18 protein-coding genes are annotated in these 21,678 nt (G+C 68.4%); 8 read left to right on the top strand and 10 right to left on the bottom strand.

Features of this window, described 5'->3' with window-relative positions; genetic code table 11:
- Window positions 1–23: 23 nt before the first annotated feature.
- The 4 genes from ACN0WF_RS03890 to ACN0WF_RS03875 are packed head-to-tail and all read left to right on the top strand — an operon-like array spanning window position 24 to window position 4,435.
- On the top strand, window positions 24–992 hold the full coding sequence (locus ACN0WF_RS03890; protein ID WP_417771467.1) for an ABC transporter substrate-binding protein: 969 nt from the start codon (window positions 24–26) through the stop codon (window positions 990–992).
- Window positions 993–996: 4 nt separating this feature from the next.
- Window positions 997–2,730: an ABC transporter permease gene (locus ACN0WF_RS03885; protein WP_417771466.1), complete on the top strand. Its 1,734-nt coding sequence runs from the start codon at window positions 997–999 to the stop codon at window positions 2,728–2,730.
- Window positions 2,718–3,848, top strand: a complete 1,131-nt coding sequence (locus tag ACN0WF_RS03880) for an MBL fold metallo-hydrolase (protein WP_417771465.1) — start codon at window positions 2,718–2,720, stop codon at window positions 3,846–3,848. The genes ACN0WF_RS03885 and ACN0WF_RS03880 overlap by 13 nt, the downstream gene beginning before the upstream one ends.
- On the top strand, window positions 3,845–4,435 hold the full coding sequence (locus ACN0WF_RS03875; protein WP_417771464.1) for a dual specificity protein phosphatase family protein: 591 nt from the start codon (window positions 3,845–3,847) through the stop codon (window positions 4,433–4,435). The genes ACN0WF_RS03880 and ACN0WF_RS03875 overlap by 4 nt, the downstream gene beginning before the upstream one ends.
- Window positions 4,436–4,485: 50 nt before the next feature.
- On the opposite strand, the gene ACN0WF_RS03870 is transcribed toward ACN0WF_RS03875, so the two are convergent.
- The 7 genes from ACN0WF_RS03870 to ACN0WF_RS03840 form a co-directional block, all read right to left on the bottom strand.
- On the bottom strand, window positions 4,486–5,772 hold the full coding sequence (locus tag ACN0WF_RS03870; RefSeq protein WP_417771463.1) for a class I SAM-dependent methyltransferase: 1,287 nt from the start codon (window positions 5,770–5,772) through the stop codon (window positions 4,486–4,488).
- A 479-nt stretch (window positions 5,773–6,251) separates the two neighbouring features.
- Window positions 6,252–6,887 carry a septation protein A gene (locus tag ACN0WF_RS03865; protein WP_417771462.1) on the bottom strand — a complete coding sequence of 212 codons (636 nt, stop codon included), beginning with the start codon at window positions 6,885–6,887 and terminating at the stop codon, window positions 6,252–6,254.
- A complete protein-coding gene (gene ftsY / locus ACN0WF_RS03860) occupies window positions 6,888–8,213 on the bottom strand; it encodes a signal recognition particle-docking protein FtsY (protein WP_417771461.1) in 1,326 nt (441 codons plus the stop codon).
- A gap of 4 nt (window positions 8,214–8,217) precedes the next feature.
- Window positions 8,218–9,516, bottom strand: coding sequence for a tRNA (N(6)-L-threonylcarbamoyladenosine(37)-C(2))-methylthiotransferase MtaB (gene mtaB, locus ACN0WF_RS03855; protein WP_417771460.1), 1,299 nt, complete (start codon window positions 9,514–9,516; stop codon window positions 8,218–8,220).
- Window positions 9,513–10,421 carry a diaminopimelate epimerase gene (gene dapF, locus ACN0WF_RS03850; RefSeq protein WP_417771459.1) on the bottom strand — a complete coding sequence of 303 codons (909 nt, stop codon included), beginning with the start codon at window positions 10,419–10,421 and terminating at the stop codon, window positions 9,513–9,515. Before dapF ends, mtaB begins: the two co-directional genes overlap by 4 nt.
- 248 nt (window positions 10,422–10,669) lie before the next feature.
- A complete protein-coding gene (locus tag ACN0WF_RS03845; RefSeq protein ID WP_417771458.1) occupies window positions 10,670–11,587 on the bottom strand; it encodes a pirin family protein in 918 nt (305 codons plus the stop codon).
- A 143-nt stretch (window positions 11,588–11,730) separates the two neighbouring features.
- Window positions 11,731–12,327, bottom strand: a complete 597-nt coding sequence (locus ACN0WF_RS03840) for a L,D-transpeptidase family protein (protein ID WP_417771457.1) — start codon at window positions 12,325–12,327, stop codon at window positions 11,731–11,733.
- Between the two features lie 156 nt (window positions 12,328–12,483).
- On the opposite strand from ACN0WF_RS03840, the gene ACN0WF_RS03835 reads away from it, so the two are divergent.
- Complete coding sequence (locus tag ACN0WF_RS03835) at window positions 12,484–13,167, top strand: response regulator transcription factor (RefSeq protein WP_417771456.1); 684 nt, start codon at window positions 12,484–12,486, stop codon at window positions 13,165–13,167.
- 98 nt (window positions 13,168–13,265) lie between these two features.
- Here ACN0WF_RS03835 and ACN0WF_RS03830 read toward each other — a convergent pair whose 3' ends face one another.
- A complete protein-coding gene (locus tag ACN0WF_RS03830) occupies window positions 13,266–15,293 on the bottom strand; it encodes a protein meaA (RefSeq protein WP_417771455.1) in 2,028 nt (675 codons plus the stop codon).
- Between the two features lie 376 nt (window positions 15,294–15,669).
- Between ACN0WF_RS03830 and ccrA the strand changes: the two genes are divergently transcribed.
- Window positions 15,670–16,965, top strand: a complete 1,296-nt coding sequence (gene ccrA / locus ACN0WF_RS03825; protein WP_417771454.1) for a crotonyl-CoA carboxylase/reductase — start codon at window positions 15,670–15,672, stop codon at window positions 16,963–16,965.
- 106 nt (window positions 16,966–17,071) lie between these two features.
- Here the strand turns inward: ccrA and ACN0WF_RS03820 are convergent, their stop codons facing one another.
- On the bottom strand, window positions 17,072–17,875 hold the full coding sequence (locus ACN0WF_RS03820; protein WP_417771453.1) for a response regulator: 804 nt from the start codon (window positions 17,873–17,875) through the stop codon (window positions 17,072–17,074).
- Between the two features lie 252 nt (window positions 17,876–18,127).
- On the opposite strand from ACN0WF_RS03820, the gene ACN0WF_RS03815 reads away from it, so the two are divergent.
- Both ACN0WF_RS03815 and ACN0WF_RS03810 read left to right on the top strand, forming a co-directional pair.
- On the top strand, window positions 18,128–18,658 hold the full coding sequence (locus ACN0WF_RS03815) for a CAP domain-containing protein (RefSeq protein WP_417771452.1): 531 nt from the start codon (window positions 18,128–18,130) through the stop codon (window positions 18,656–18,658).
- A gap of 59 nt (window positions 18,659–18,717) precedes the next feature.
- On the top strand, window positions 18,718–20,373 hold the full coding sequence (locus ACN0WF_RS03810; protein WP_417771451.1) for an AMP-binding protein: 1,656 nt from the start codon (window positions 18,718–18,720) through the stop codon (window positions 20,371–20,373).
- Window positions 20,374–20,388: 15 nt separating this feature from the next.
- On the opposite strand, the gene ACN0WF_RS03805 is transcribed toward ACN0WF_RS03810, so the two are convergent.
- Complete coding sequence (locus ACN0WF_RS03805) at window positions 20,389–21,516, bottom strand: GNAT family N-acetyltransferase (protein ID WP_417771450.1); 1,128 nt, start codon at window positions 21,514–21,516, stop codon at window positions 20,389–20,391.
- Between the last annotated feature and the right edge of the window lie 162 nt (window positions 21,517–21,678).

Below are 21,678 nucleotides of genomic sequence, written 5' to 3'. Positions count from 1 at the left end.
CCTTGCAATCCGAGGAAAATCCCATGCGCCTTGCTTCCGCAACTGCCCTTGCCCTCGTGCTCCTCGCCGGCACCGCCCATGCCGAGAAGCTCGTTCTCTACACCTCCCAGTCGCCCGAAATCGCGCAGGAAACGGTCGACGCCTTCCAGGCAAAGCACCCCGACATCGAGGTCGAGTGGACCCGCAACGGCACCAGTCAGCTGATGAACGTGCTGCGCGCCGAGATCGAGGCCGGCGCGGTCAAGCCGGACGTCCTCCTGGTCGCCGACACCATCAACCTCGGCCAGCTCAAGGCCGAAGGCCGCCTGATGGCCTATCCCGACGCCCCGGTCAAAGGCTACGACAAGGGCACCTACGACAAGGACATGACCTTCTTCGGCACGAAGATCATCTCCACAGGCATTGCCTACAACACCAAGACCGCCAAGCCGGTGACGAGCTGGTCTGAGCTCCTCGACGAGGGCAACCGCGGCCAGGTCGCCGTTCCCAGCCCGCTTTATTCGGGCGCGGCACTGAACCACCTGCACTCGGTCATCGCCGACCCGTCGATCGGCTGGTCGTTCTACGAAAAGCTCGCCGACCTCGACATCGCTCCGCAGGGCGGCAATGGCCCGGCGATCAAGGCGGTGGCGAGCGGACTGGCAAAATACGCCATCGTCGTCGACGCCAACGCGCTGCGCGCCAAGGCCCAGGGGTCGCCGGTCGACTTCGTCTTCCCGAAGGAGGGCGTCTCTTTCATCACCGAGCCGGTCGCAATCATGTCCACGGCCAAGGCCCCGCAGGCCGCCAAGGTCTTCGTCGACTTCCTGCTCTCGCGCGAGGGCCAGGAGCTCGCCGCCCGTCAGGGCAACCTGCCGATCGATCCGGACGTGACGCCGCCGGCCGGCTTCCCCAGGCTTTCCGAGATCAAGCTGCTGCCGCTCGACGCCGACAAGGCCGTGGAGACCGACGGTGCGGTGCGCGAGCAGTTCACCGAGATCTTCGGCGGCTGATCGCATGACCGACATGGCATCCGCTCTGTCGCGGGAGGGCCGGCGCCTGCCGGCCCTCACCGTTTCCACGCAAGGGATCGTGCTGGCGCTGATCATCGGCTTCGTCGGCGTTCTCTCGCTGGCGCCGCTGGTGCGGCTCGCCGTCACCGGACTGGCACCCGAGGGCACGCTCGATCTCGACCGTCTCGCCGATCTCTACCTGAACCGGCGGGTGATCGCCGCGACAGGCAATTCGCTTTATGTCGCCGCCGCCTCGACGCTGCTTGCCGTCGCCGTCGGCACCGGCGCCGCGGTGCTCGCCGCCCACACCGACATGCGCGCGCGAAGCGCCTGGGTCTTCGGCTTCGTGTTGCCGCTGATGATCCCGCCGCAGGTGACCGCGCTTGCCTGGGTGCAGGCCTTCTCGCCCTCCAGTCCGGTGCTCGGCGCCCTCGGCCTGTCGCTGCCGCCGGGCGTGCGGCATCCGCTGTTCTCGTCCTCCGGGATCGTCTTCCTGCTCGGCCTTTACAACGCCCCGCTGGTGTTTCTCACCGTCCGCGCCGCGCTGAACCGCCTGCCGGCCAATCTCGCCGAGGCGGCACGCGCCTCCGGGGCAGGCAGCCTGCGCCTTCTCTTCACCGTGCTGCTGCCGCTCGCCCGCGCCGGCATCCTCGCCGGCGCCGCCCTTGCCTTCGTCTCCGCCATCGGCAACTTCGGCATCCAGGCGATGCTCGGCATTCCCGCCCGCTATCCGACGCTGGTCACGCTGATCTACCGCAAGCTCAACAGCTACGGCCCGGCGGCACTGTCCGACATGGCCTCGCTGGCGCTGCTGCTGTCGACCATCACGGTTGCCGCGCTTGCCCTTGCCGGCTGGGCCAACCGGCGCGGTGATCTGCGCGTCGATGCCACCGGCGGCACCATCCGCCTGCCGCTCGGACGGGCGCGCCCCGTCGTCGAGATCGGCGCCTGGGCCTTCCTTCTCGCGACCCTTGCGCTGCCGCTCAGCGCGCTCGCGGCCACCTCGCTCGTCACCGGCTACGGGCAGGAACTCACCGCCGCCACGCTCACCCTCGAGAACTACGCCAACGCCCTCTTCGCGCACGCGGCGATCCGCGAGGCCTTCGCCACCAGCTTCACGCTGACCGCCGCCGCCGTCGCCGTGCTCATCGTCGTCTCCCTGTTCCTCGCCTACTTCCTGACATGGCGGAAGGGACCGGAGGTGCGTGCCGTCCACATGGCGGCCGAACTCTCCTATGCCCTGCCCGGCATCATTCTCGGTGTCGCCATGATCCTGTTCTTCCTGAAGCCGTTGCCCGTCCTCGGGATCAGCCTCTATGGAACGCCCTGGATCATTCTCGCCGCCTATCTGTCCAACTTCCTGGCGCTGGCGCTCAGGCCGATACTCGGCGGCTTTGCCCAGGTCGACCGCGCGCTGGAGGATGCGGCGCGGGTGTGCGGAGCCGGTTTCCTGACCCGGATGCGCGACATTGTCACCCCGCTGGTGGCACCCGCCGTCTTCGCCAGCGGCATCCTCCTGTTCATGACGATCCTCAACGAAATCCAGGTCTCGATCCTGCTCGTCTCCTCCTCCACCCGCACCATCGGGCCGATGATCATCTTCCTCGAGGAAGGCGGCTCCTCGACCCTTGCCGCCGCCGTCGGCTGTCTGATGGTCGTCATCGTCCTGCTGTTCATGCTGGGAGCCTCGGCGCTCTCCGCGCGCCTGCCCCGGGGGGCGCTGCCTTGGCAAGACTGACCAGTCTCAGCGGCCTCGGCGGGAAACTGCCGGCCGCCTTCCTGCTCGAGATCGCGAGCCGGCGCATCCTGCTCGACCTCGGCGAGGGGCCGGAGCCCGGCGTCTTTCCCGATCTCTCCGGCGTCGGCCCGGTCGATGCGCTGGTGTTGTCGCACGCCCACCAGGATCACTGCGGCGGACTGCCCCTGTCGCCATGCGTCGGCGATCCGCCGGTCTATGCGACAGCGGCAACCTTCCGCCAGATCGACGAGGCACGCCTCGCGGCTCCCCGCCGCCGCCTGCTGCCCGACGCGGGCCAGGCGCGCATCGCCGGGCTTCCCGTCACCCTCGGCCGGTCGGGCCATGCCCCGGGCGGCATCTGGATCCATGTCGATGTGGACGGCGGGTTTCTCTATACCGGCGACTGGTCGTGTGAATCCGCGCTGCTGCCCTTCGACCCGCCGCCGCCGGCCGGCTGCCTTCTCACCGATGCCTCCTATGGCGACCGGTCGGAGCCGCTTGCCGGCCAGATCGCAGCCGTCGCCGAGGCCGCCCGGGCGGGCGCGGTGCTTCCGGTGCCAGCCGGCGGACGCGGACCGGAGGTCGCCCTCGCGCTTGTCGGACACGGCCTGCTGCCGCGTCTCTGCCCGGTGATCCATGCCGAACTCGCCGGCATCGCAAGCGGCGCGGACGGGGTCGGAACGCCCCGCCAGAGGGCCCAGGCCGCCGCATTGCTTGCCGCCCAGCCGACCGGGAACTGGCAGGCGCGCGACGTCATCATCGCGACGGAGGCGAATGGCGAGGCGGGTCTTGCCGCAACGCTTCTCGCCCGCAGCGGCGAAGGGTTCCGCTTCCTCTTTTCCAGCCATGTGCCCGACGGCACGCCGGCCGCCGCCCTGCTTGCCGCGGGCAGCGCACGCTGGCTCGGGTGGAACGTCCACCCCCGCCTTGTCGACACGCTGGCGCTCGCCGAGGCGACCCGTGCGATCCATGTCCTGCCCGCCTTCGCCCGCCCCGAGGCGATGACCGCCTTGCGCGCGGGCCTGGGAGCGCGCATGACGCTCGCGCGCACCCTCGACTTCGGCCCCTCGTCCGACACGCACCAGACCTCAGCTTCAGAAAAAGAAACAGCAAAATGACCGAGCCGACGCCACGCACCGCACCGCTCACCGAGGCCGAGGAGGACCGTCTTCCGGTCCTGATGCCCGTCTTCGACACGAAGGCAGCCCGGCTTTTCATCGGCAACAAGGTCGCCGCCGAGTCGCCCGACCTGCTGCTTGCCGGGGAGGTCACCTCGACCATGAACCTTGCCGTCAACATCGAGATGCGGCCGCTGACGCTTGCCGACGGCACCGCCGTCCGGCGCACCCACATCGGGCTCATCGACGGGCCCGGCAACACACCGGCGCATCTTCTCGGCGCGGTGCTGACCGTTGCCGGCATCCTCGGTCAGGCGAGCCCGGGAAAAGCCCATTATCCGCCGCACCGGCCCGGCAACCTGCTGGTTCACTGTCGCGGCGGGCGCTCGCGCTCGGCAACCGTTCTGGCGCTCTATCTGACCCTTGCCCATGGCGAGGCCTTCCCCTCCTTCGAGGCGGCGATCAATCATGTCCGCGCCAGGCGCGGCCTCGGCACGGATCAGCCCCAGCCGGCGATGCTGGACCTGGCCGCCAGGGCGCTGGAACTCGTCGGATCCGCTCCCCTGCTTGGCCAGGGAAACGGCTGACCCGGCCGCATCGGGCAGGTCTCCCTTGCAAGCATAGGCCGGCGCGGCGGCTAGTCGCCGGCGCGGGCGACCTTTTCCGGGCGCGTCGGCCCGTCCGACGCGTCACCGGCGGCGCCCTCGCGCCGGGCAAGCATGCGCTCCGCCTCGCCGATATAGTCGCGGGTCAGCGGCAGCGTATCGTTCGCCTTGGCGATCTGGATCTGGAAAACCATCAGGTCCTGCCAGCGGAACGCCGCTTCCGACCCGGCCAGATAGAAGTCCCACATCCGGCAGAAACGCGCGTCGTAGAGCGCTTCCGCCCTCTCCCGGTTGGCGTGAAAACGCGCGCGCCAGTGGCGCAGGGTCTCCGCATAGTGGAGACGCAGGATCTCCACATCGGTGACCACCAGCCCCGAACGCTCGATCGCCGGCAGCACCTCGGACAGCGCCGGCATGTAGCCTCCGGGAAAGATATGCTTGCGAATGAAGGGATTGGTCGCGCCCGGCACGCCGCTGCGGCCGATCGCATGCAGCACCATCACCCCGTCGTCGGCGAGCAGCCGCGCGCAGGTCTCGAAGTAACCGCGGTAGTGGTTGACGCCCACATGCTCGAACATGCCCACCGACACGATCCGGTCGAAGCTTGTTTCGAGGTTGCGGTAGTCGCGGATCTCGAAACGGACCCGCTCCGACAGGCCATCCGCCTCCGCCCGCGCCCGCGCGACCGCGTGCTGCTCTCCCGACAGGGTGACGCCCAGCACCTGCGCGTCGAAGCTTCGGCCAAGATAGAGCCCGAGCCCGCCCCAGCCGGAGCCGATGTCGAGCACGCTCAGCCCCGGCCGCATGGCAAGCTTCGCCGCGATATGGCGCTTCTTGGCGGCCTGCGCCTCCTCCAGCGTCTGCCCCGGATGCTCGAAATAGGCGCAGGAATATTGCATGTCGCCGTCGAGAAAGAGCCGGTACAGCTCGCCAGAGAGGTCGTAGTGGCGCTGAACGTTGCGCTTCGACCGGCCGGCGCCGTTGAGCTGGTGGAGCCGCCGCCCGAGGATCCGCAGCCGGTCGATGAGCCGGCTCCAGAAGCCCGGCGCGCTGTCGTCGCCCAGGTTCACGAACGCCACACGCAGGAAATCGAGGACATCGCCCTCGAGGATCTCCAGATCGCCCTCCATGTAGGCCTCGGGCGCCGCGAGCATTGGATCAAGCGCGATCGCCCGTGCCGCGCGGGCGGAGCGAATGTGGATGTGCACCGGCTGTCCGGTTCCATCGCCAAAGGTTTCCGGCCGACCGTCCGGGCCGGAAACCGTCAGCGAGCCAACCTGGATCAGACGCGCCATCAGGCGCCGTAGCAACGTGTTCATGACGTCAGTCCCCTCCAACCAGGATACGCGCCACGGCCCTGCCCCGGCACGACGGCCGAACAGGGCGGCGGCACTCGATCAAAGTGTGAGGCGCGGCTCCGGAACGTCGAGGCCGGTGAAAGGCCTGGCGCGCGCATGGGGACCGGATGAAAGAGCGCGCGACCGCCAGGGCGGCGGCCCGCGTCGAAGGTCGATGCGCCGAAGCGCCCGCCGCTGAAGTGGCATGCCCGGGTTCAATCGTCTCCGTTCAATCGTCTCTGTTCAACCGGTTCCATCGACTTCGGGTTTGCGCGATCAGATCCCGGACGCGGGAAGACCGGGTGCGCGCGCCCTGAATCTGGCGCCCAGGCGAGAGCGGTCAAGGCCCGCCCCCAAGGGGCTCCAGGCCTCCAGGGTGACGCCGATACGGAAGGTGTATGGAAAGGATAGCAGGCCTGGCCCGTTCCGCCTGCCCTGTTTTCAGGCAGCGGACGGCGGGCCTATTCGCTCTCGCGCTCCAGCGTGTGCCGGTTGATGAGCGGCATTTGCGCAAGCGTGAAGACAATGGTGATCGGCATCACCCCGAACAGCTTGAACGACACCCAGAAGTCGGTCCCGAAGCCGCGCCAGACAACCTCGTTGAGCACGGCGAGGAAAAAGAAGAACACGCCCCACCGGAAGGTCAGCTTGCGCCACCCCTCGTCGTCGAGGTGGAAGACGCTGTCGAACACATAGCCGAGCAGCGACTTTCCGAAGAAAAGGCCGCCAAGCAGGATCGAGCCGAACAGCACGTTGACGATGGTCGGCTTCAGCTTGATGAAGAGGTCGTCGTGCAACCACAGCGTCAGCGCGCCGAAGACGAGCACGACGACGCCGGATACCACCGGCATGATCGGCAACCGCCGGGTCAGCGCATAGGACACAGCGAGCGACAGGGCGATGGCGACCATGAAGACGGCGGTCGCCAGGAAGATCGGATCGCCCAGCGCCTTCAGCGCCGGGAAGCTGGCGGCCAGATCCTCACCGCGCGCGTTGGCGAAAAAGAACAGCACCAGCGGCCCCAGCTCGAGCACGAGCTTGAGGAGCGGCGACAGATCCTTGCGGTCCGCGGCATTGGGGCCGTGCTCGAATTCCATCTAGCGTGTCTCCCGTCCGGCGATCGCATTGGCGAAGTCCTCGGCCCGGAACGGCTCGAGATCCTCGATGCCTTCGCCGACGCCGATGAAATGCACCGGCAATCCGTATTTGGCGGCGATGGCGACGAGGATGCCGCCGCGGGCGGTGCCATCGAGCTTGGTCATCACCAGCCCGGTGACCCCGGCGACGCGGCCGAAGATCTCGACCTGGCTCATGGCGTTCTGCCCGGTCGTGGCGTCGAGTGTCAGGATCACGTCGTGCGGCGCCGTCGCATCGTGCTTGCGGATAACGCGCACGACCTTTTCCAGCTCGGCCATCAGCTCGGCGCGGTTCTGCAGCCGGCCGGCGGTGTCGATCAGAAGCACATCCACCTGTTTCTCGTTGGCCATCTTCATGGCGTCGAAGACCAGGCCGGCGGCGTCCGCGCCGGTGTCGCGGGAAACGACCTCGACGCCGGTGCGCCCGCCCCAGATCCTGAGCTGCTCCACCGCCGCCGCGCGGAAGGTGTCGCCGGCGGCGAGCATCACCGTCTTGCCCTCCGCCGCGAGCTTGGCCGTCAGCTTGCCGATGGTCGTCGTCTTGCCGGTGCCGTTGACGCCAACGAAGAGGATCACCTGCGGCCTGTGCGCGCCGGAAACCTCCAGCGGTCGCGCCACCGGCTCGAGCACCCGGGCCACTTCCTCGGAGAGGATCTTCCTCACCTCGTCGGGCGAAACCTGCTTGTCGAACCGGCCATCCGCGATGCGCTCGGTGATCGCCATCGCCGTCTCGATGCCGAGATCGGACTGAAGCAGCAGATCCTCAAGCTCTTCCAGCGTCGCCGCGTCGAGCTTGCGCTTGGTGAAGAGCGAGGAGATGCCGCCGGTCAGCGAGGCGGAGGAGCGCGACAGGCCCGCAGTCAGCCGCGACAGCCACGAGCGGCGCGGTTGCGCCTCGGGCTCGGGCTCGGGCTCGGGCTCGGGCTCGGAAACAACATCAGTCTGCGGCGCAGCGGCCAACGGTTCCTCGGCCTCCACGACGGATATGGCCGGCACGTCGTCGGCGAGAGGTGCGTGGTTGTCGACGCCATCTTGCGCCCGATTGGCGACGTCCGCGTCCGCTCCGGGCTCCGCCGCCCCGTCCTCGCTTGCCGGCGGCAGGTCGCGCGCGGCGTCATCCCGCGTGTCGTCGGCGGCGTCATCTTCGCGACGGGCGGCCTCTTCCCCGAGATCCTCGCCGGCTTCCGCCGGATGCTCCTCCGGTGTCTCGCGAACGCTCTCTTCCGGTCGCGGCGCCCCGCGTCCGCCGAACAGGCGTCCGAGAAATCCGCGCTTTTCTTCGCTCATGCCGTCATGCCGCCTGTCGGTTCGCCGGTTTTCCGATGAGATGACGCCCGGTATGCCCGGTGATCTCCAGGCTGACAAGACCGCCCGGCTCCAGGCCGGAATGCCCCTGCGGCAGATCGAGGGGGCTGAACTCCACCTGAGTGAACTGCTCGCTGCGGCCGAGCCCCTCGCGCTCCACGAGCACTTGCCGCGTCCGGCCGACCTCGGCATCGAGATGCGCCTTCAGCGCCTGCTCGCCCTTTTCGCGCAGCCGCGCCGCGCGCTCCTTGACCAGCGCCCGGCCGACCTGCGGCATGCGCGCCGCCGGCGTGCCCTTGCGCGGCGAGAAGGGGAAGACATGCAGATGCGTCAGACCGCAATCGTCGACGATGGCAAGCGTGTTCTCGAACATCTCCTCGGTCTCGGTCGGGAAGCCGGCGATGATGTCGGCGCCGAAAACCACGTCCGGGCGCATCGCCCGCACCTCCTGGCAGAAGCGGATCGTGTCGCCGCGCAGGTGTCGCCGCTTCATCCGCTTCAGGATCATGTCGTCGCCCGCCTGAAGCGAAAGATGCAGATGCGGCATCAGCCGCTCTTCGTCCGCGATGGCGCGCATCAGCGCCGGATCCGCCTCGATGGAATCGATCGACGACAGCCTGAGCCGGTCAAGCGCGGGAACATGCTTCAGGATCTTGGCGACGAGATCGCCGAGCTTGGGGCTACCCGGAAGATCGGCCCCGAAACTGGTGATGTCGACGCCGGTCAGCACCACTTCGCGGTAGCCGTTGTCGACAAGCCGGCCGATCTGGTCGACGACCGCGCCCATGGGCACGGAGCGTGAATTGCCCCGGCCATAGGGAATGATGCAGAAGGTGCAGCGGTGATCGCAGCCGTTCTGCACCTGCACGAAAGCCCTTGCACGCCCTTCCAGCCCGTCGATCAGGTGGCTGGCGGTTTCGCGCACGCTCATGATGTCGTTGACGCGGACCTTCTCGGTTTCCTCGATGCCGAATTGCGCCACCCGCCCGTAGGAGGCGCGCTCCAGCTTCTCGGTGTTGCCGAGCACGAGATCGACCTCGTCCATGCCCGCGAAGGTTTCCGCCTCGGTCTGTGCGGCGCAGCCGGTGACGATGATCCGCGCACCCGGGTTGTCGCGCCGCGCCTTGCGGATCGACTGGCGCGCCTGGCGCACCGCCTCCGCCGTCACCGCACAGGTGTTGATCAGGATCGCGTCCTTGAGGCCGGCCGCTTCCGCCTCGCGCTTCATCACCTCGGATTCATAGGAATTGAGGCGGCAGCCGAATGTGACGACGTCGACGCTCAACGGACCACCTCGAGGATCGGACGGTCGCCCGGAGCGGTCTTCTCGAAAGTAAGCGTCTGCCGGTCGAGAGCGCCCTCGTACTCGATTTCGGTGTCGCCGGTCATCAGGATGTGATCGTCGCTCTCGCGCCATTCGATGGCGAGAGGTCCGCCGGGCAGGTTGACGGTCACGCGCCGCCCGGTGCGCCTGTCGCGCGCCGCCGCGACGCCGACGGCGCAGGCCGCCGTCCCGCAGGCGCGCGTCAGCCCGACGCCACGCTCCCACACCTTGACGTCGATCTCGTGATCGGAAAGCACATGCGCGAGCGAGATATTGGCCCGCTCCGGGAACATCGGATGGTTCTCCAGCATCGGCCCGATGCGCTCCATGTCAAAGGCATCGATGTCGTTCACCCAGAAGATCGCGTGCGGATTGCCGACATTGACCACCGACGGCGTGTGCAGGATCGGCGCGTCGATGGGGCCGATCTGAAGCTCGATGGCCCGTGTGTCGTGAAATTCCTCGGCGAGCGGGATCTCGTTCCAGGCGAAGCGCGGCACGCCCATGTCGACGGTGACCTTGCGCTCCTCGCCTGTCGAGCTGGCGACCAGCAGCCCCGCGTTGGTCTCGATGGTGACGCTGTCGCGCCCGCATTCCGCCAGCAGCAACCGGCCGATGCAGCGCGTGGCATTGCCGCAGGCGTCGACCTCGCCGCCGTCGCGGTTGTGAATGCGCATGAAGGCGTCGGCCCCCGCGCGTGCCGGTTCGACGGTGATCATCTGGTCGAAGCCGATGCCGCCGTCGCGGGTGCCGATCCGGCGGATCTCGTCGTCGGTCAGACGCACGGCTTGCACCCGCGCGTCCCACACGACGAAGTCGTTGCCGAGCCCGTTCATCTTCAGAAAGGGTATGCTGTCGCCGCTCATCGCCGCACCGGATCCATGTCGCCCAGAGAGTCTGCCAGGTGTTTGCGCTGCTTTCGCGCGCATCGCGCCCGACCGGTCGCGCGGGCCGTCGCCGCCCCCGCCGGCAGCGGCACCTTGCCGGCACCCTGCCATCCCGTTCGTTTACACCGCCTATATGGCTGAAAAGCGCGCGCGGTTCCAGTGCTGCGCACGCGTATCGCGGATCAGCGGCCGCAGGCGGCTCCGTGCTTCGCGCCTGTCTCGCGCCGTCAGAACGTCGCGCCCTCGCGGATGAAGGTGCCGTTCTGCAGGTCGCTCACCGCCTGGATCAACTCCTGACGGGTGTTCATGACGATGGGACCGTGCCAGGCGACGGGTTCGCGGATCGGCGCACCGGACACCAGCAGGAAGCGGATACCGTGTTCGCCAGCGGTCACCGTCACCTCGTCGCCGGCTCCGAAGCGCACCAGCGTGCGGTCGCCGCTTTCGTCGCGCACATGCACCTCCTGCCCGTCGACTTCCTTTTCCAGCAGCACGCCGCGTGGTGCCGAGGCATCGCGGAACGAGCCCGAACCGGCGAAGATATAGGCAAACGCCTGCCGATAGGTGTCGATGGCAAAGCGCCGGGTGCGTCCGGGCGGCACCGAGATGTCGAGATAGCACGGATCGGCGGCGATGCCGTCGACCGGGCCGCTCCGGCCCCAGAAGCTGCCGCAGAGCACCCGCACCGCCGTGCCGTCGTCGTCGATGATCTCCGGCACCTCGGCGGAGGGCACGTCCTGGTAGCGCGGACTGGTCATCTTCAGCGAGGACGGCAGGTTCGCCCAGAGCTGGAAGCCGTGCATCCGCCCGTTCGGATCGCCCTTCGGCATCTCCTGGTGCATGATGCCGCTGCCCGCCGTCATCCACTGGATATCGCCCGCCCCCAGCGTGCCACGGTTGCCGAGGCTGTCGCCGTGGTCGACCGTGCCGGACAGCACATAGGTGATCGTCTCGATGCCCCGGTGCGGATGCCAGGGGAAACCGGCGCGGTAGTCCTCGGGGCGCTCGTTGCGGAAGTCGTCGAACAGCAGGAACGGGTCGAAGGCGGTCGGATCGCCGAAGCCGAAGGCCCGGTGCAGCTTCACGCCCGCGCCCTCGAGGGTCGGCTTTGCGGACGTCAATTGCGTGATCGGTCTGACGGACATGGTCTCTCACCCCTTGCGGTGGCGCCCGCGCGGCAGGGCGGGTATCCCGCTACACAGATAGGCCATGAAAGCCGGCCCGCCATCGTCCCGCCTGCTGGACGCACCGTTCACGATGACGTGACCAATCGTTTCGCGACGTTCGCTCACGCTTCGACCGAAAGCACCGTCTCCGGGCCGATGCGGGCAAGCAGGTTGAGCATGTCGCGCCGGCTCACCGCCACGCAGCCTTCGGTTGGCGTGTAGCCGGGGCGCGCCAGGTGAAAGAACAAGGCGCTGCCCCGGCCGGGAATGGCGGGGGCGAGATTGATCTGCGGAACGACGACGACGTCATAGAGCCCGTCGTCGCGCCACATCGCCTCGTGCGAGCCGGCGAAAGGCAGCGCCACGGGCCGGTTGTAGGCGGCGTCGCGCGGATCATCGCACCATCCAAGCCCCGGCTCGATCGCGACCAGCGGCAGGCGCGTGCGCGGTCGCGCCATCCGGTCGGCGCGGTAGAAGGCGAAAAGCAGCGGGAACCGACCGACAACGGTCTTGCCGTCGCCCTCCCGCTTGGCGACCGTGAGCCCGGCGCGGCCGAGCGCGCACGGGACCGTGATCGCGCCAAGCGTCAGCCGCCCGCGTGTCGCGCGCGGCGACAGCGCCCGCACGACCGCGCGGCCCTCCCCTCCCGCCGCTGCGTCGGCGGCGCGGGATCGACGGCGCGAAAGAAGCCGGATGCTTTTGAGCGGAACGGTTGTCATCGGCGGCTGGATCACCTTGCGGTCAAGGACGCGTGAACGAGATTTGTTGCCGAAACCCGGGCGCGGCGTCAATGCGTGCTCGCGCAAGCGTGTCGACTTGCCTAAGTGAGGGAAAGCGGATTTGAATGACACCATGCCCCTGAGAGAGGACCGACCATGAGCGCACGCAAGATCCTGATCGTCGACGACGACAACGATCTGAGGGACGCGCTGGTTGAGCAGCTGTCGCTCTACGACGAATTCGAGACCCAGGAGGCGGCCACCGCCTCCGCCGGCATCCAGGCGGCCGAGGCCGGCCATGTCGACCTCCTGCTCATGGACGTGGGCCTACCAGACATCGACGGTCGCGAGGCGGTGAAGCTCCTGCGCAAGAAGGGATTCAAGGCACCCGTGATCATGCTCACCGGCCACGACACCGACAGCGACACCATTCTGGGGCTCGAGGCGGGCGCCAACGACTATGTCGCCAAGCCCTTCAAGTTCGCGGTGCTCCTGGCGCGCATCCGCGCCCACCTGCGCTCCCACGAGCAAAGCGAGGACGCCGTCTTCACCATCGGCCGGTTCTCCTTCCGCCCGGCGCAGAAGCTGATGACCGACGAGAAGGGCGGCAAGATCCGTCTCACCGAGAAGGAAACCTCGATCCTGAAGTTCCTGTATCGGGCGGGCGAGAAGCCGGTCACCCGCGACGTGCTGCTGACAAAGGTCTGGGGCTACAATTCCGGCGTCACCACCCACACCCTGGAAACCCACATCTACCGCCTGCGCCAGAAGGTCGAGCGCGATCCCTCGAATGCCGAACTGCTGTTGACGGAGGCCGGCGGCTACAAGCTGGTGCCGTGACGTCGCGCAGCGCGCCCCGGGATGACAACGAAAAAAGGACCGGCGCGGATGTCTCCGCCCGGCCCCGGTGATGCCTCTTCAAAAGATGCGCCGCCGCCTCAGGCGGCCGCCTCCGCCCGTGCGCCGACGATCTCCACGACCTCGCGCATGATGTCGGTGAGCTGGAAGTTCTTCGGCGTGTAGACCGCCGCGACCCCCATCGCCTTCAGCCGGACAGCATCCTCGTCCGGGATGATGCCGCCGACGACGACGGGCACGTCGTCGAGCCCCTCGGCCCTCAACCGCTCCATCACCTCGCGCACCAGCGCCAGATGCGAGCCGGAGAGGATCGACAGGCCGATGACGTGAACGTCCTCCTCGAGCGCCGCGTTGGCAATCTGGGCCGGTGTCAGGCGGATGCCCTCGTAGACGACCTCCATGCCGCAGTCGCGCGCGCGCACGGCGATCTGCTCCGCGCCGTTGGAATGGCCGTCGAGCCCCGGCTTGCCGACCAGGAACTTGAGCCGGCGTCCAAGCTTGCGCGACACCGCCGCGACCGCCGCGCGCACCGGCTCGAGCTCGCCCGCATCGGCGCGCGCCGCCTTGCCGACACCGGTCGGTGCCCGGTATTCGCCGAACACCTCGCGCAGCGCCGCGCCCCATTCGCCGGTGGTGACCCCCGCCTTCGCCGCGGCGATGGAGGGCTCCATGATGTTGCTCCCCTCCGAGGCGGCCTGCCGGAGCGCGGCGATCGCCGCCTCCACGGCGCCGGCATCGCGCTCCGCGCGCCAGGTCTTCAGGTTCTCGACCGCCTCTTCCTCGACGTGCTCCGGCACCGTCAGGATGCCGCCATCCTCGCCGGCGGAAAGCGGCGACGGCTCGCTCTCGGTGAAGCGGTTGACGCCGACGACCACTTGATCGCCCGCCTCGATGGCGGCGAGCCGGTCGGCGTTGGCGGCGACCAGCGCCTGCTTCATGTAGCTCGTCTCGACCGCCGCGACGGCCCCCCCCATCTCGGCGATGCGGGCCAGTTCCTCGCGCGCCGCGCCCTTCAACTCCTCGACCTTCGCCGTGATCGCCTCCGACCCGTCGAAAATGTCACCGAACTCCAGCAGGTCGGTCTCATAGGCAAGGATCTGCTGCATCCTCAGCGACCATTGCTGGTCGAACGGTCGCGGCAGGCCCAGCGCCTCGTTCCAGGCGGGAAGCTGCACGGCGCGCGCCCTGGCGTTTTTCGACAGCACCACGGCCAACGCCTCGATCAGGATGCGGTAGACGTTGTTCTCCGGCTGCTGCTCGGTCAGGCCCAGCGAATTGACCTGCACCCCGTAGCGGAACCGGCGGAAGCGCGCGTCCGTGACGCCGTAGCGGGTGAGACAGATCTCGTCCCACAGTTCGGCGAAGGCGCGCATCTTGCAGATCTCGGTGAGGAAGCGCATGCCGGCGTTGACGAAGAAGGAAATGCGCCCGACCGCTTCGGGAAAGTCCGCCTCGGCAATGACGCCCGCCTGCTTGACCTCGTCGAGGATGGCAATCGCGGTCGCCAGAGCGAATGAAAGCTCCTGCACCGGCGTCGCCCCGGCCTCCTGCAGGTGATAGGAGCAGACGTTCATCGGGTTCCACTTGGGCATCGCCCGATAGGTCCAGGCGATGACGTCGCGGGTGAGCCGCAGCGACGGCGCGGGCGGGAAGACATACGTCCCGCGCGACAGGTATTCCTTGATGATGTCGTTCTGCGTGGTGCCCGCCAGCAGCGCCCGGTCGGCGCCCTGTTCGTCGGCGGCGGCCACATACAGCGCCAGCAGCCAGGGTGCCGTCGCGTTGATCGTCATCGAGGTGTTCATCTTCTCCAGCGGGATCTGCGAGAAGAGCGCGCGCATGTCGCCGAGATGGGCGACCGGGACGCCGACCTTGCCGACCTCGCCGCGCGCCAGCGCGTGGTCCGGGTCGTAGCCCGTCTGCGTCGGCAGGTCGAAGGCGACGGACAGGCCCGTCTGACCCTTGGCGAGATTGTTGCGGTAGAGCGCATTGGAGGCGCTGGCCGTCGAGTGGCCCGCATAGGTGCGGAAGATCCAGGGCCGGTCCCGTGCCGGCCCTCCCGCCTGCGCGCCCGTCTTTGCGGCTTCGCCCTTGTGGCTCTGGCTCATGGATCGTCTCCTCGAACGTCTTTGCCCGTCCGCCGCCGGATCGCGCGCGCGGACGTCTCCCTTTTTTCGCCGGCCTGCCGCAGCGGTCGCAACCGCCCGCAGGCCGCCCTCCCGCGCGCCCTGCACACCGCCTTCCCCGACGGTCATTCTAGGTGCAATGCAAAAAACACTCTTGGGCAATTGCGAGAATTAAGCAATAGTCCAATAGCGGGGCACGTGTTTTTGGCACGATAGTTTCGTGAAGGCGACGAAGCGCCCGGCAAAGCACCGGAATCGATAATGCGTCGCAACATGAAACACATCGCGGCCAGAGCCCGGGAGGGGGCACGCCATCGTGCGACAGCGGTTGAAGAGAAGGACGGGAGGACTTCGGGAAATGGGTAATGCGGAGCAGGCGAACGACAATCGGGAGATGGGAGAGCGTCCGATGAAGGACCTTTACGAGATCGGCGAGATCCCGCCGCTCGGTCATGTGCCGAAGAACATGTACGCCTGGGCGATCAGGCCGGACCGGCACGGACCGCCGGAAGAGGCGATGAAGCTGGAGGTGGTTCCCACCTGGGAGCTCGACAGCAACGAGGTGCTTGTCCTCGTGATGGCCGCCGGCGTCAACTACAACGGCATCTGGGCCGGCCTCGGCGAGCCGATCTCGGTCTTCAAGGTGCATGATCTGCCCTATCACATCGCCGGCTCGGACGCCGCCGGCATCGTCTGGGCGGTCGGCTCCAAGGTGAAGCGCTGGAAGGTCGGCGACGAGGTCGTCATCCACTGCAACCAGGATGACGGCGACGACGAGGAGTGCAACGGCGGCGACCCGATGTTCTCGCCCACCCAGCGCATCTGGGGCTACGAGACGCCCGACGGCTCCTTCGCCCAGTACGCCCGCGTCCAGTCGCAGCAGCTCATGCCGCGCCCGCAGCACCTCACCTGGGAGGAGAGCGCCTGCTACACGCTGACGCTCGCCACCGCCTACCGCATGCTCTTCGGCCATGCGCCGCACCAGCTCCGTCCCGGCCAGAACGTGCTGATCTGGGGCGCTTCCGGTGGCCTCGGCGTCTTCGGCGTGCAGCTTGCGGCGGCTGCCGGCGCCAACGCCATCGGCGTGATCTCCGACGAGGACAAGCGCGATTACGTGCTCTCGCTCGGCGCGCGCGGCGTCGTCAACCGCAAGGATTTCGACTGCTGGGGCCAGATGCCCACGGTCAATTCGCCCGAGTACAACACCTGGCTCAAGGAGGCCCGGCGCTTCGGCAAGGCGATCTGGGAGATCACCGGCAAGGGCAATGACGTCGACATGGTGTTCGAGCACCCGGGCGAGGCGACCTTTCCGGTCTCCTGTCTGGTGGCGAAGCGCGGCGGCATGGTCGTCTTCTGCGCCGGAACCACGGGCTTCAATCTCACCTTCGACGCCCGCTACGTCTGGATGCGACAGAAGCGCATCCAGGGCTCGCATTTCGCCCACCTGAAGCAGGCCTCCGAGGCCAACAAGGCGGTCATCGAGCGGCGCATCGACCCCTGCATGAGCGAGGTCTTCCCCTGGGAGGACATTCCGCGCGCCCACACCAAGATGTGGAAGAACCAGCATGCGCCTGGAAACATGGCCGTTCTCGTCAATGCCCCGGTGACGGGCCTGCGCTCCTTCGAGGACGTGCTTGCCGCCGGCCGCGGCTGACGCGCAAGGACCAGGCCCGGCGCGAGGGCTCCCCGCCCTCGCGCCGGGCCGTTCGTTTCGGACCCGCAAACGGATGACGGTGTGCCGCGGCGTTCCCCGGCGGGCCCTACTCGCTCATGGCGAAGATGCGGACCTGCTTGGAAAAATGCGAGTGCCGCAGGCTGAAGAGGTGATGCAGGATGCTGTCCACGTCATCCGGGTAGAAGGGCTTGCGCAGGAAGGCGCGGGCGTTGACCTTCTGCGCCGACTGGTCGAGCGTGTCGTTGTATTCCGTCGACATCAGGATGACATCGGAGCCGCGCGCCAGTTCCGCCAGCCTGTCGGCGAGTTCGATCCCGGTCATGTTCGGCATGTTGAAGTCCGAGAAGATCACCCGGTACGGCCGCTCGCGGATCTTCTCCAGCGCCGCCTTGCCGTCCTCCGCCTCGACCACGTTGAGGCGGAAGATCGACCGGTCCAGGACCTTGCGCACGATGCGCCTCACGGTCGAGGAATCGTCCACCACCAGAACGTCGAAGCGCGTGTTGATCGTCTCGTGAACGTCGAGGACATGGGCCACCTGCGACGCGGTGAAGGGTTTGGGCAGGAAGTCATAGGCCCCGAAGGCCTTGAGCTGCTTTTCCGCCGCCTCGCTCAGCCGGTTGGACATGGCCACCGCGAAGGTCCGCGATCCGAGCACATGGATCGCCGCCATCACCTCGATGCCGGAAAGCTGCGGCATGTTGATGTCGAGGAAGGCAACGTCGAATTTTTCGCTGCCGAGCAACCGGACCGCTTCCTTGCCGTCGGCGGTGGCGACGATGTCGACTTCTCGGCCCGTTCCAGTGATGGCGCGGGCGATAAACTTGCAAACGACGGAACTGTCGTCGGCGATCAGGATCCTGATCCGGTCTTCGGATGTATCGGCCACGAGCAGTCCGTTTTTTTGCTGCGTTCTGCAGCAGATAGCCCGGAAAACCTTGCGTTCTCGTGAACAGTCCCGTCTCTCCGCCATCCGGCGGAAACGGATTTTCAATCCCGTCGGTGATAGATCTCCTCACCGCCGGCCCGCGTCGCCGCCGTTCCGACACGAGAACGGGTCAGTCTGCGCGCTTGCCGCCGGCCGAATCCGCGTGCCGCATCCCGGCCGACCGGCCATTCGACCCGTTTTCGCGAGGACCGCATGCCTTCCTTCCGCTCGCTTCGCCTCCCGGCCTCCGCCGCCGCACTTGCCCTTGTCGCCGGCCTCCTGGCCGCCTGCACCCCCGACCGGGTCTCCGTTCCGCCCTATTACGCCGATCTCGCCCGCGTCGACGCGCGGATCGACAGCGCCACGGCGGCGCAGATGATCTCGACCTACCGCGAGAAAAACGGCAAGGGCGCGCTCACGGTCGATCCCGTGCTCATGCAGGTGGCGCGTCGCCAGGCCGAGGCGATGGCCGCCGCCAACGATGTGCGCGCCTCGCTGCTGCCCGGCAACACGCTGAAGGCCCGCCTGGCCAGTACCGGCGAGACCAAAACCTACGCCGTCGAGAACGTCAGCGCCGGCTACCGCACCCTCGCCGAGGCCTTTTCCGGGTGGCGCGAGTCCCCGCGCCACAACGAGGTCCTGCTCGACGGCAAGGCCACCCGCATGGGCATCGCCACCGCCTACGCGTCCGGATCGAAGTACAAGGTGTTCTGGTCTCTGGTGCTGGCGGGCCCGGCGGAGTAAACCTGCCGCACCGCACAACACCGCCCGCGACACGGGCGATTGAACGGAACGCCCGCCATATGCTTTCGCCCGCAACCTCTCTCGCCGAACTGACAGACCGCTTCCGCTGGCAGATCCCGTCTGCCTACAACATCGCGGAAGCGGCCTGCGGCCGTTTCGCCACCTCGCAGCCGGAGCGGATCGCGCTGCTGCACCAATGCGCCGACGGCGGCACCCAGCGCTGGAGCTATGGCGCGCTTCACGCCGCCTCGGGCCGCCTGGCCAACGCGCTTGCCGCCCTGGGGATCGTCCCCGGCGACCGGGTGGCGCTGCTGCTTCCGCAGACGCCGGAAACCCTGATCGCCCATCTTGCCATCTACCGCATCGGCGCCATCGCCGTCCCCCTCGCAAGCCTCTTCGGCGTCGAGGCGTTGCGCTACCGTCTCGAGCACTCGGGCGCCGCCGCGATCATCACCGACGCGCCCGGCCTGGCCAAGGTCGAGGCGCTCGCCGATGCCCTGCCGGCGCTGCGCCTGCGCATCCTCACCGGCCCGGTAACGGGCGCGCTGGCCGAGGGTGTCCACGGCTTCGACGCGCTGCTCTCGAGGGCCCGCGACGGGTTCGCCAGCCTCGCAACGGGTCCCGATGATCCGGCGCTGATGATCTACACCTCCGGCACCACAGGCCAGCCCAAGGGCGCGCTGCACGGCCACCGGGTGCTCGCCGGCCACATGCCGGGCATCCAGATGTCACAGAACTTCATGCCGCAACCCGGCGACATCCTCTGGACGCCGGCCGACTGGGCCTGGGCGGGCGGGCTGCTCAACGCGCTCTTCCCCGCTCTCAGCCTCGGCGTGCCGGTGGTCTCGTGCCACCTGGGCAAGTTCGATCCCGAGCAGGCCTTTGCGCTGATGCGCGATCATGGCGTGCGCAATGCCTTCATTCCGCCGACGGCGCTGAAGATGATGCGCGCCGTCGCCAATCCGCGCGCGCGCTACGACCTGCGCCTGCGCAGCCTCGGCTCGGCCGGCGAGGCGCTCGGCCGCGAGACCTACGACTGGGCACGCGAAACGCTCGGGCTGCCGGTCAACGAGTTCTACGGCCAGACCGAATGCAACGCCGTCATCGCCTCCTGCGCCGAAATCGGCGTGTCGCGCGCCGGCGCCATCGGCCGCGCCGTGCCCGGCCACGAGATCGCGGTGCTTTCCGCCGAGGGCGTGCCGCTCGCCGCCGGCGTGCAGGGGCAAATCGCCGTGCGCCGCCCCGATCCGGTGATGTTTCTCGGCTATTGGAACGATCCCGAGGCGACGGCGGCGAAGTTCGTCGGCGACTGGATGACCACCGGCGACCAGGGTCTCATCGACGACGACGGCTACGTCCATTTCGTCGGCCGCGACGACGACATCATCACCTCCGCCGGCTACCGCATCGGGCCGAGCGAGATCGAGGATTGCCTGCTGGCCCATCCGGCGGTGGCGCTGGCCGCCGCCGTCGGCAAGCCCGACGCGCTGCGCACGGAAATCGTCAAGGCCTTCATCGTGCCGGCCGCCGGCGTCACGCCCGACGACGCGCTTGCCGACGAGATCCGCGCCTATGTGCGCACACGGCTTTCGGCCCATGAGTATCCGCGCGAGATCGCCTTCGTCGACGCGCTGCCGATGACCACGACCGGCAAGGTCATCCGCCGCCTGCTGCGCGACGAGGACACCGCCCCCGCCGCCATCGGCTGTTCCTGACCGGGGTCAGACGTCTCAGCGCCGACGTAGCAGCGCCTTGACCACGGCCCGCGCCCGGTGCTCCAGCGCTAGATCGGCCCCCCCGAGCCACAGGCGCAGGTCGGCGAACCGCCCGCCCGCGACAAGCCCCGTCGCATAGGCGACCCGGCCCGGCCACAGCGGCTCGATCATCGAATGTCCCGGTATGGCCAGGGAATCCGCATCCACGATGCCATCGGATGCAAGCGTGTGGCGCATGGCGATCCGCGCGATCTGCGATCCCGGCGACAGACGTCCATGATCCTCGTCGAAGGCGATCTTCCACGACCACGCCCGCGCCCCGTCGCGCAGCATAGCCATCATCGCCACCGGCCGGCCGTCGAGCCTGAGCGCGTCGATGCGCAGCCGCCCGGCCCGCGCGCTTGCCTCGAGGAAATCGCGGGCAAAGGCCGCCCGTCCGGGGTCGGCGACCAGCGCCGTGCCGGCCCGCCCCTTCCAGCCTGCCGCCTCCAGCTCGAGAAACGCCTCGATCGCCTCGGGCAGCGTTTCCACCGTGTCGGCACGGGTGGCGGAGACCGCGCCAAGATCGGCAAGCCGGCGCATCTGCCGGTCAAGCTCCTTGACCCGGTGGCGGCTCACCGCCCGCTGCTGCGCAGCACCTTCGATACCCGTTGCATGCCCGGCGCGCAGGCGTGCGCCGCAGAGCGCCAGTCGCGGGCCATTGCCGTCGCGCGTCGCCGCCATGCCCGAAAGCAGTGCCGCCACGGGGCCGTCGGTACGCAGATACGGAAAGGCGACGAGCCCCGTTCCCAGCGCCTCCGCCGCCGCCGCGCACAGGCTTGCCGCCGTCTCGGCATCGGCCTCGGGCGCGAACAGCGGCGTGCCGAGCGGGCCGTAGTCGCCGGCATGGGCGACGGCCGCCGGCGTCAGCAGGCCGACGCGCCGACGGCTGAAGGGAGCAAGCGCCAGGAAGGCGCCGTCCGCCTCGCGTCGGATCGCGACGACGCGTATCTCCCTGCGGTCGAGCCGTGCCGCCAGCGGCCGCAGGAACTCGGGGCGAAAAAACGGGTTCGGTTCGATGGCGCGGTCGGCGAGCCTGTTCCACGCGGCCAGAGGCGCGTCGGCGGCATCCACCGCGAAGATCAGGCTGCTCGTCCCGCTCACCGTGCGCACCCGCTCTCCCCCTCGTGCGGCGCCACGGTCGGCGTCTTGCCTCCCCGCGTCCCGCACCGTCGCCCTTTTGCCGGCAATTGCCATACCGCACGTCCTCCGCCCGCCCGCGCGGCCAGGCGCGGGTGCGAACGCAAGTGTGCCACAACCGCGTGG

Source organism: Stappia sp. (genome assembly GCF_048268045.1).
GTDB lineage: Bacteria > Pseudomonadota > Alphaproteobacteria > Rhizobiales > Stappiaceae > Stappia.
Note: the sequence above shows the minus strand (reverse complement) of the source record. Positions and strands in the feature narration are given on the sequence as shown.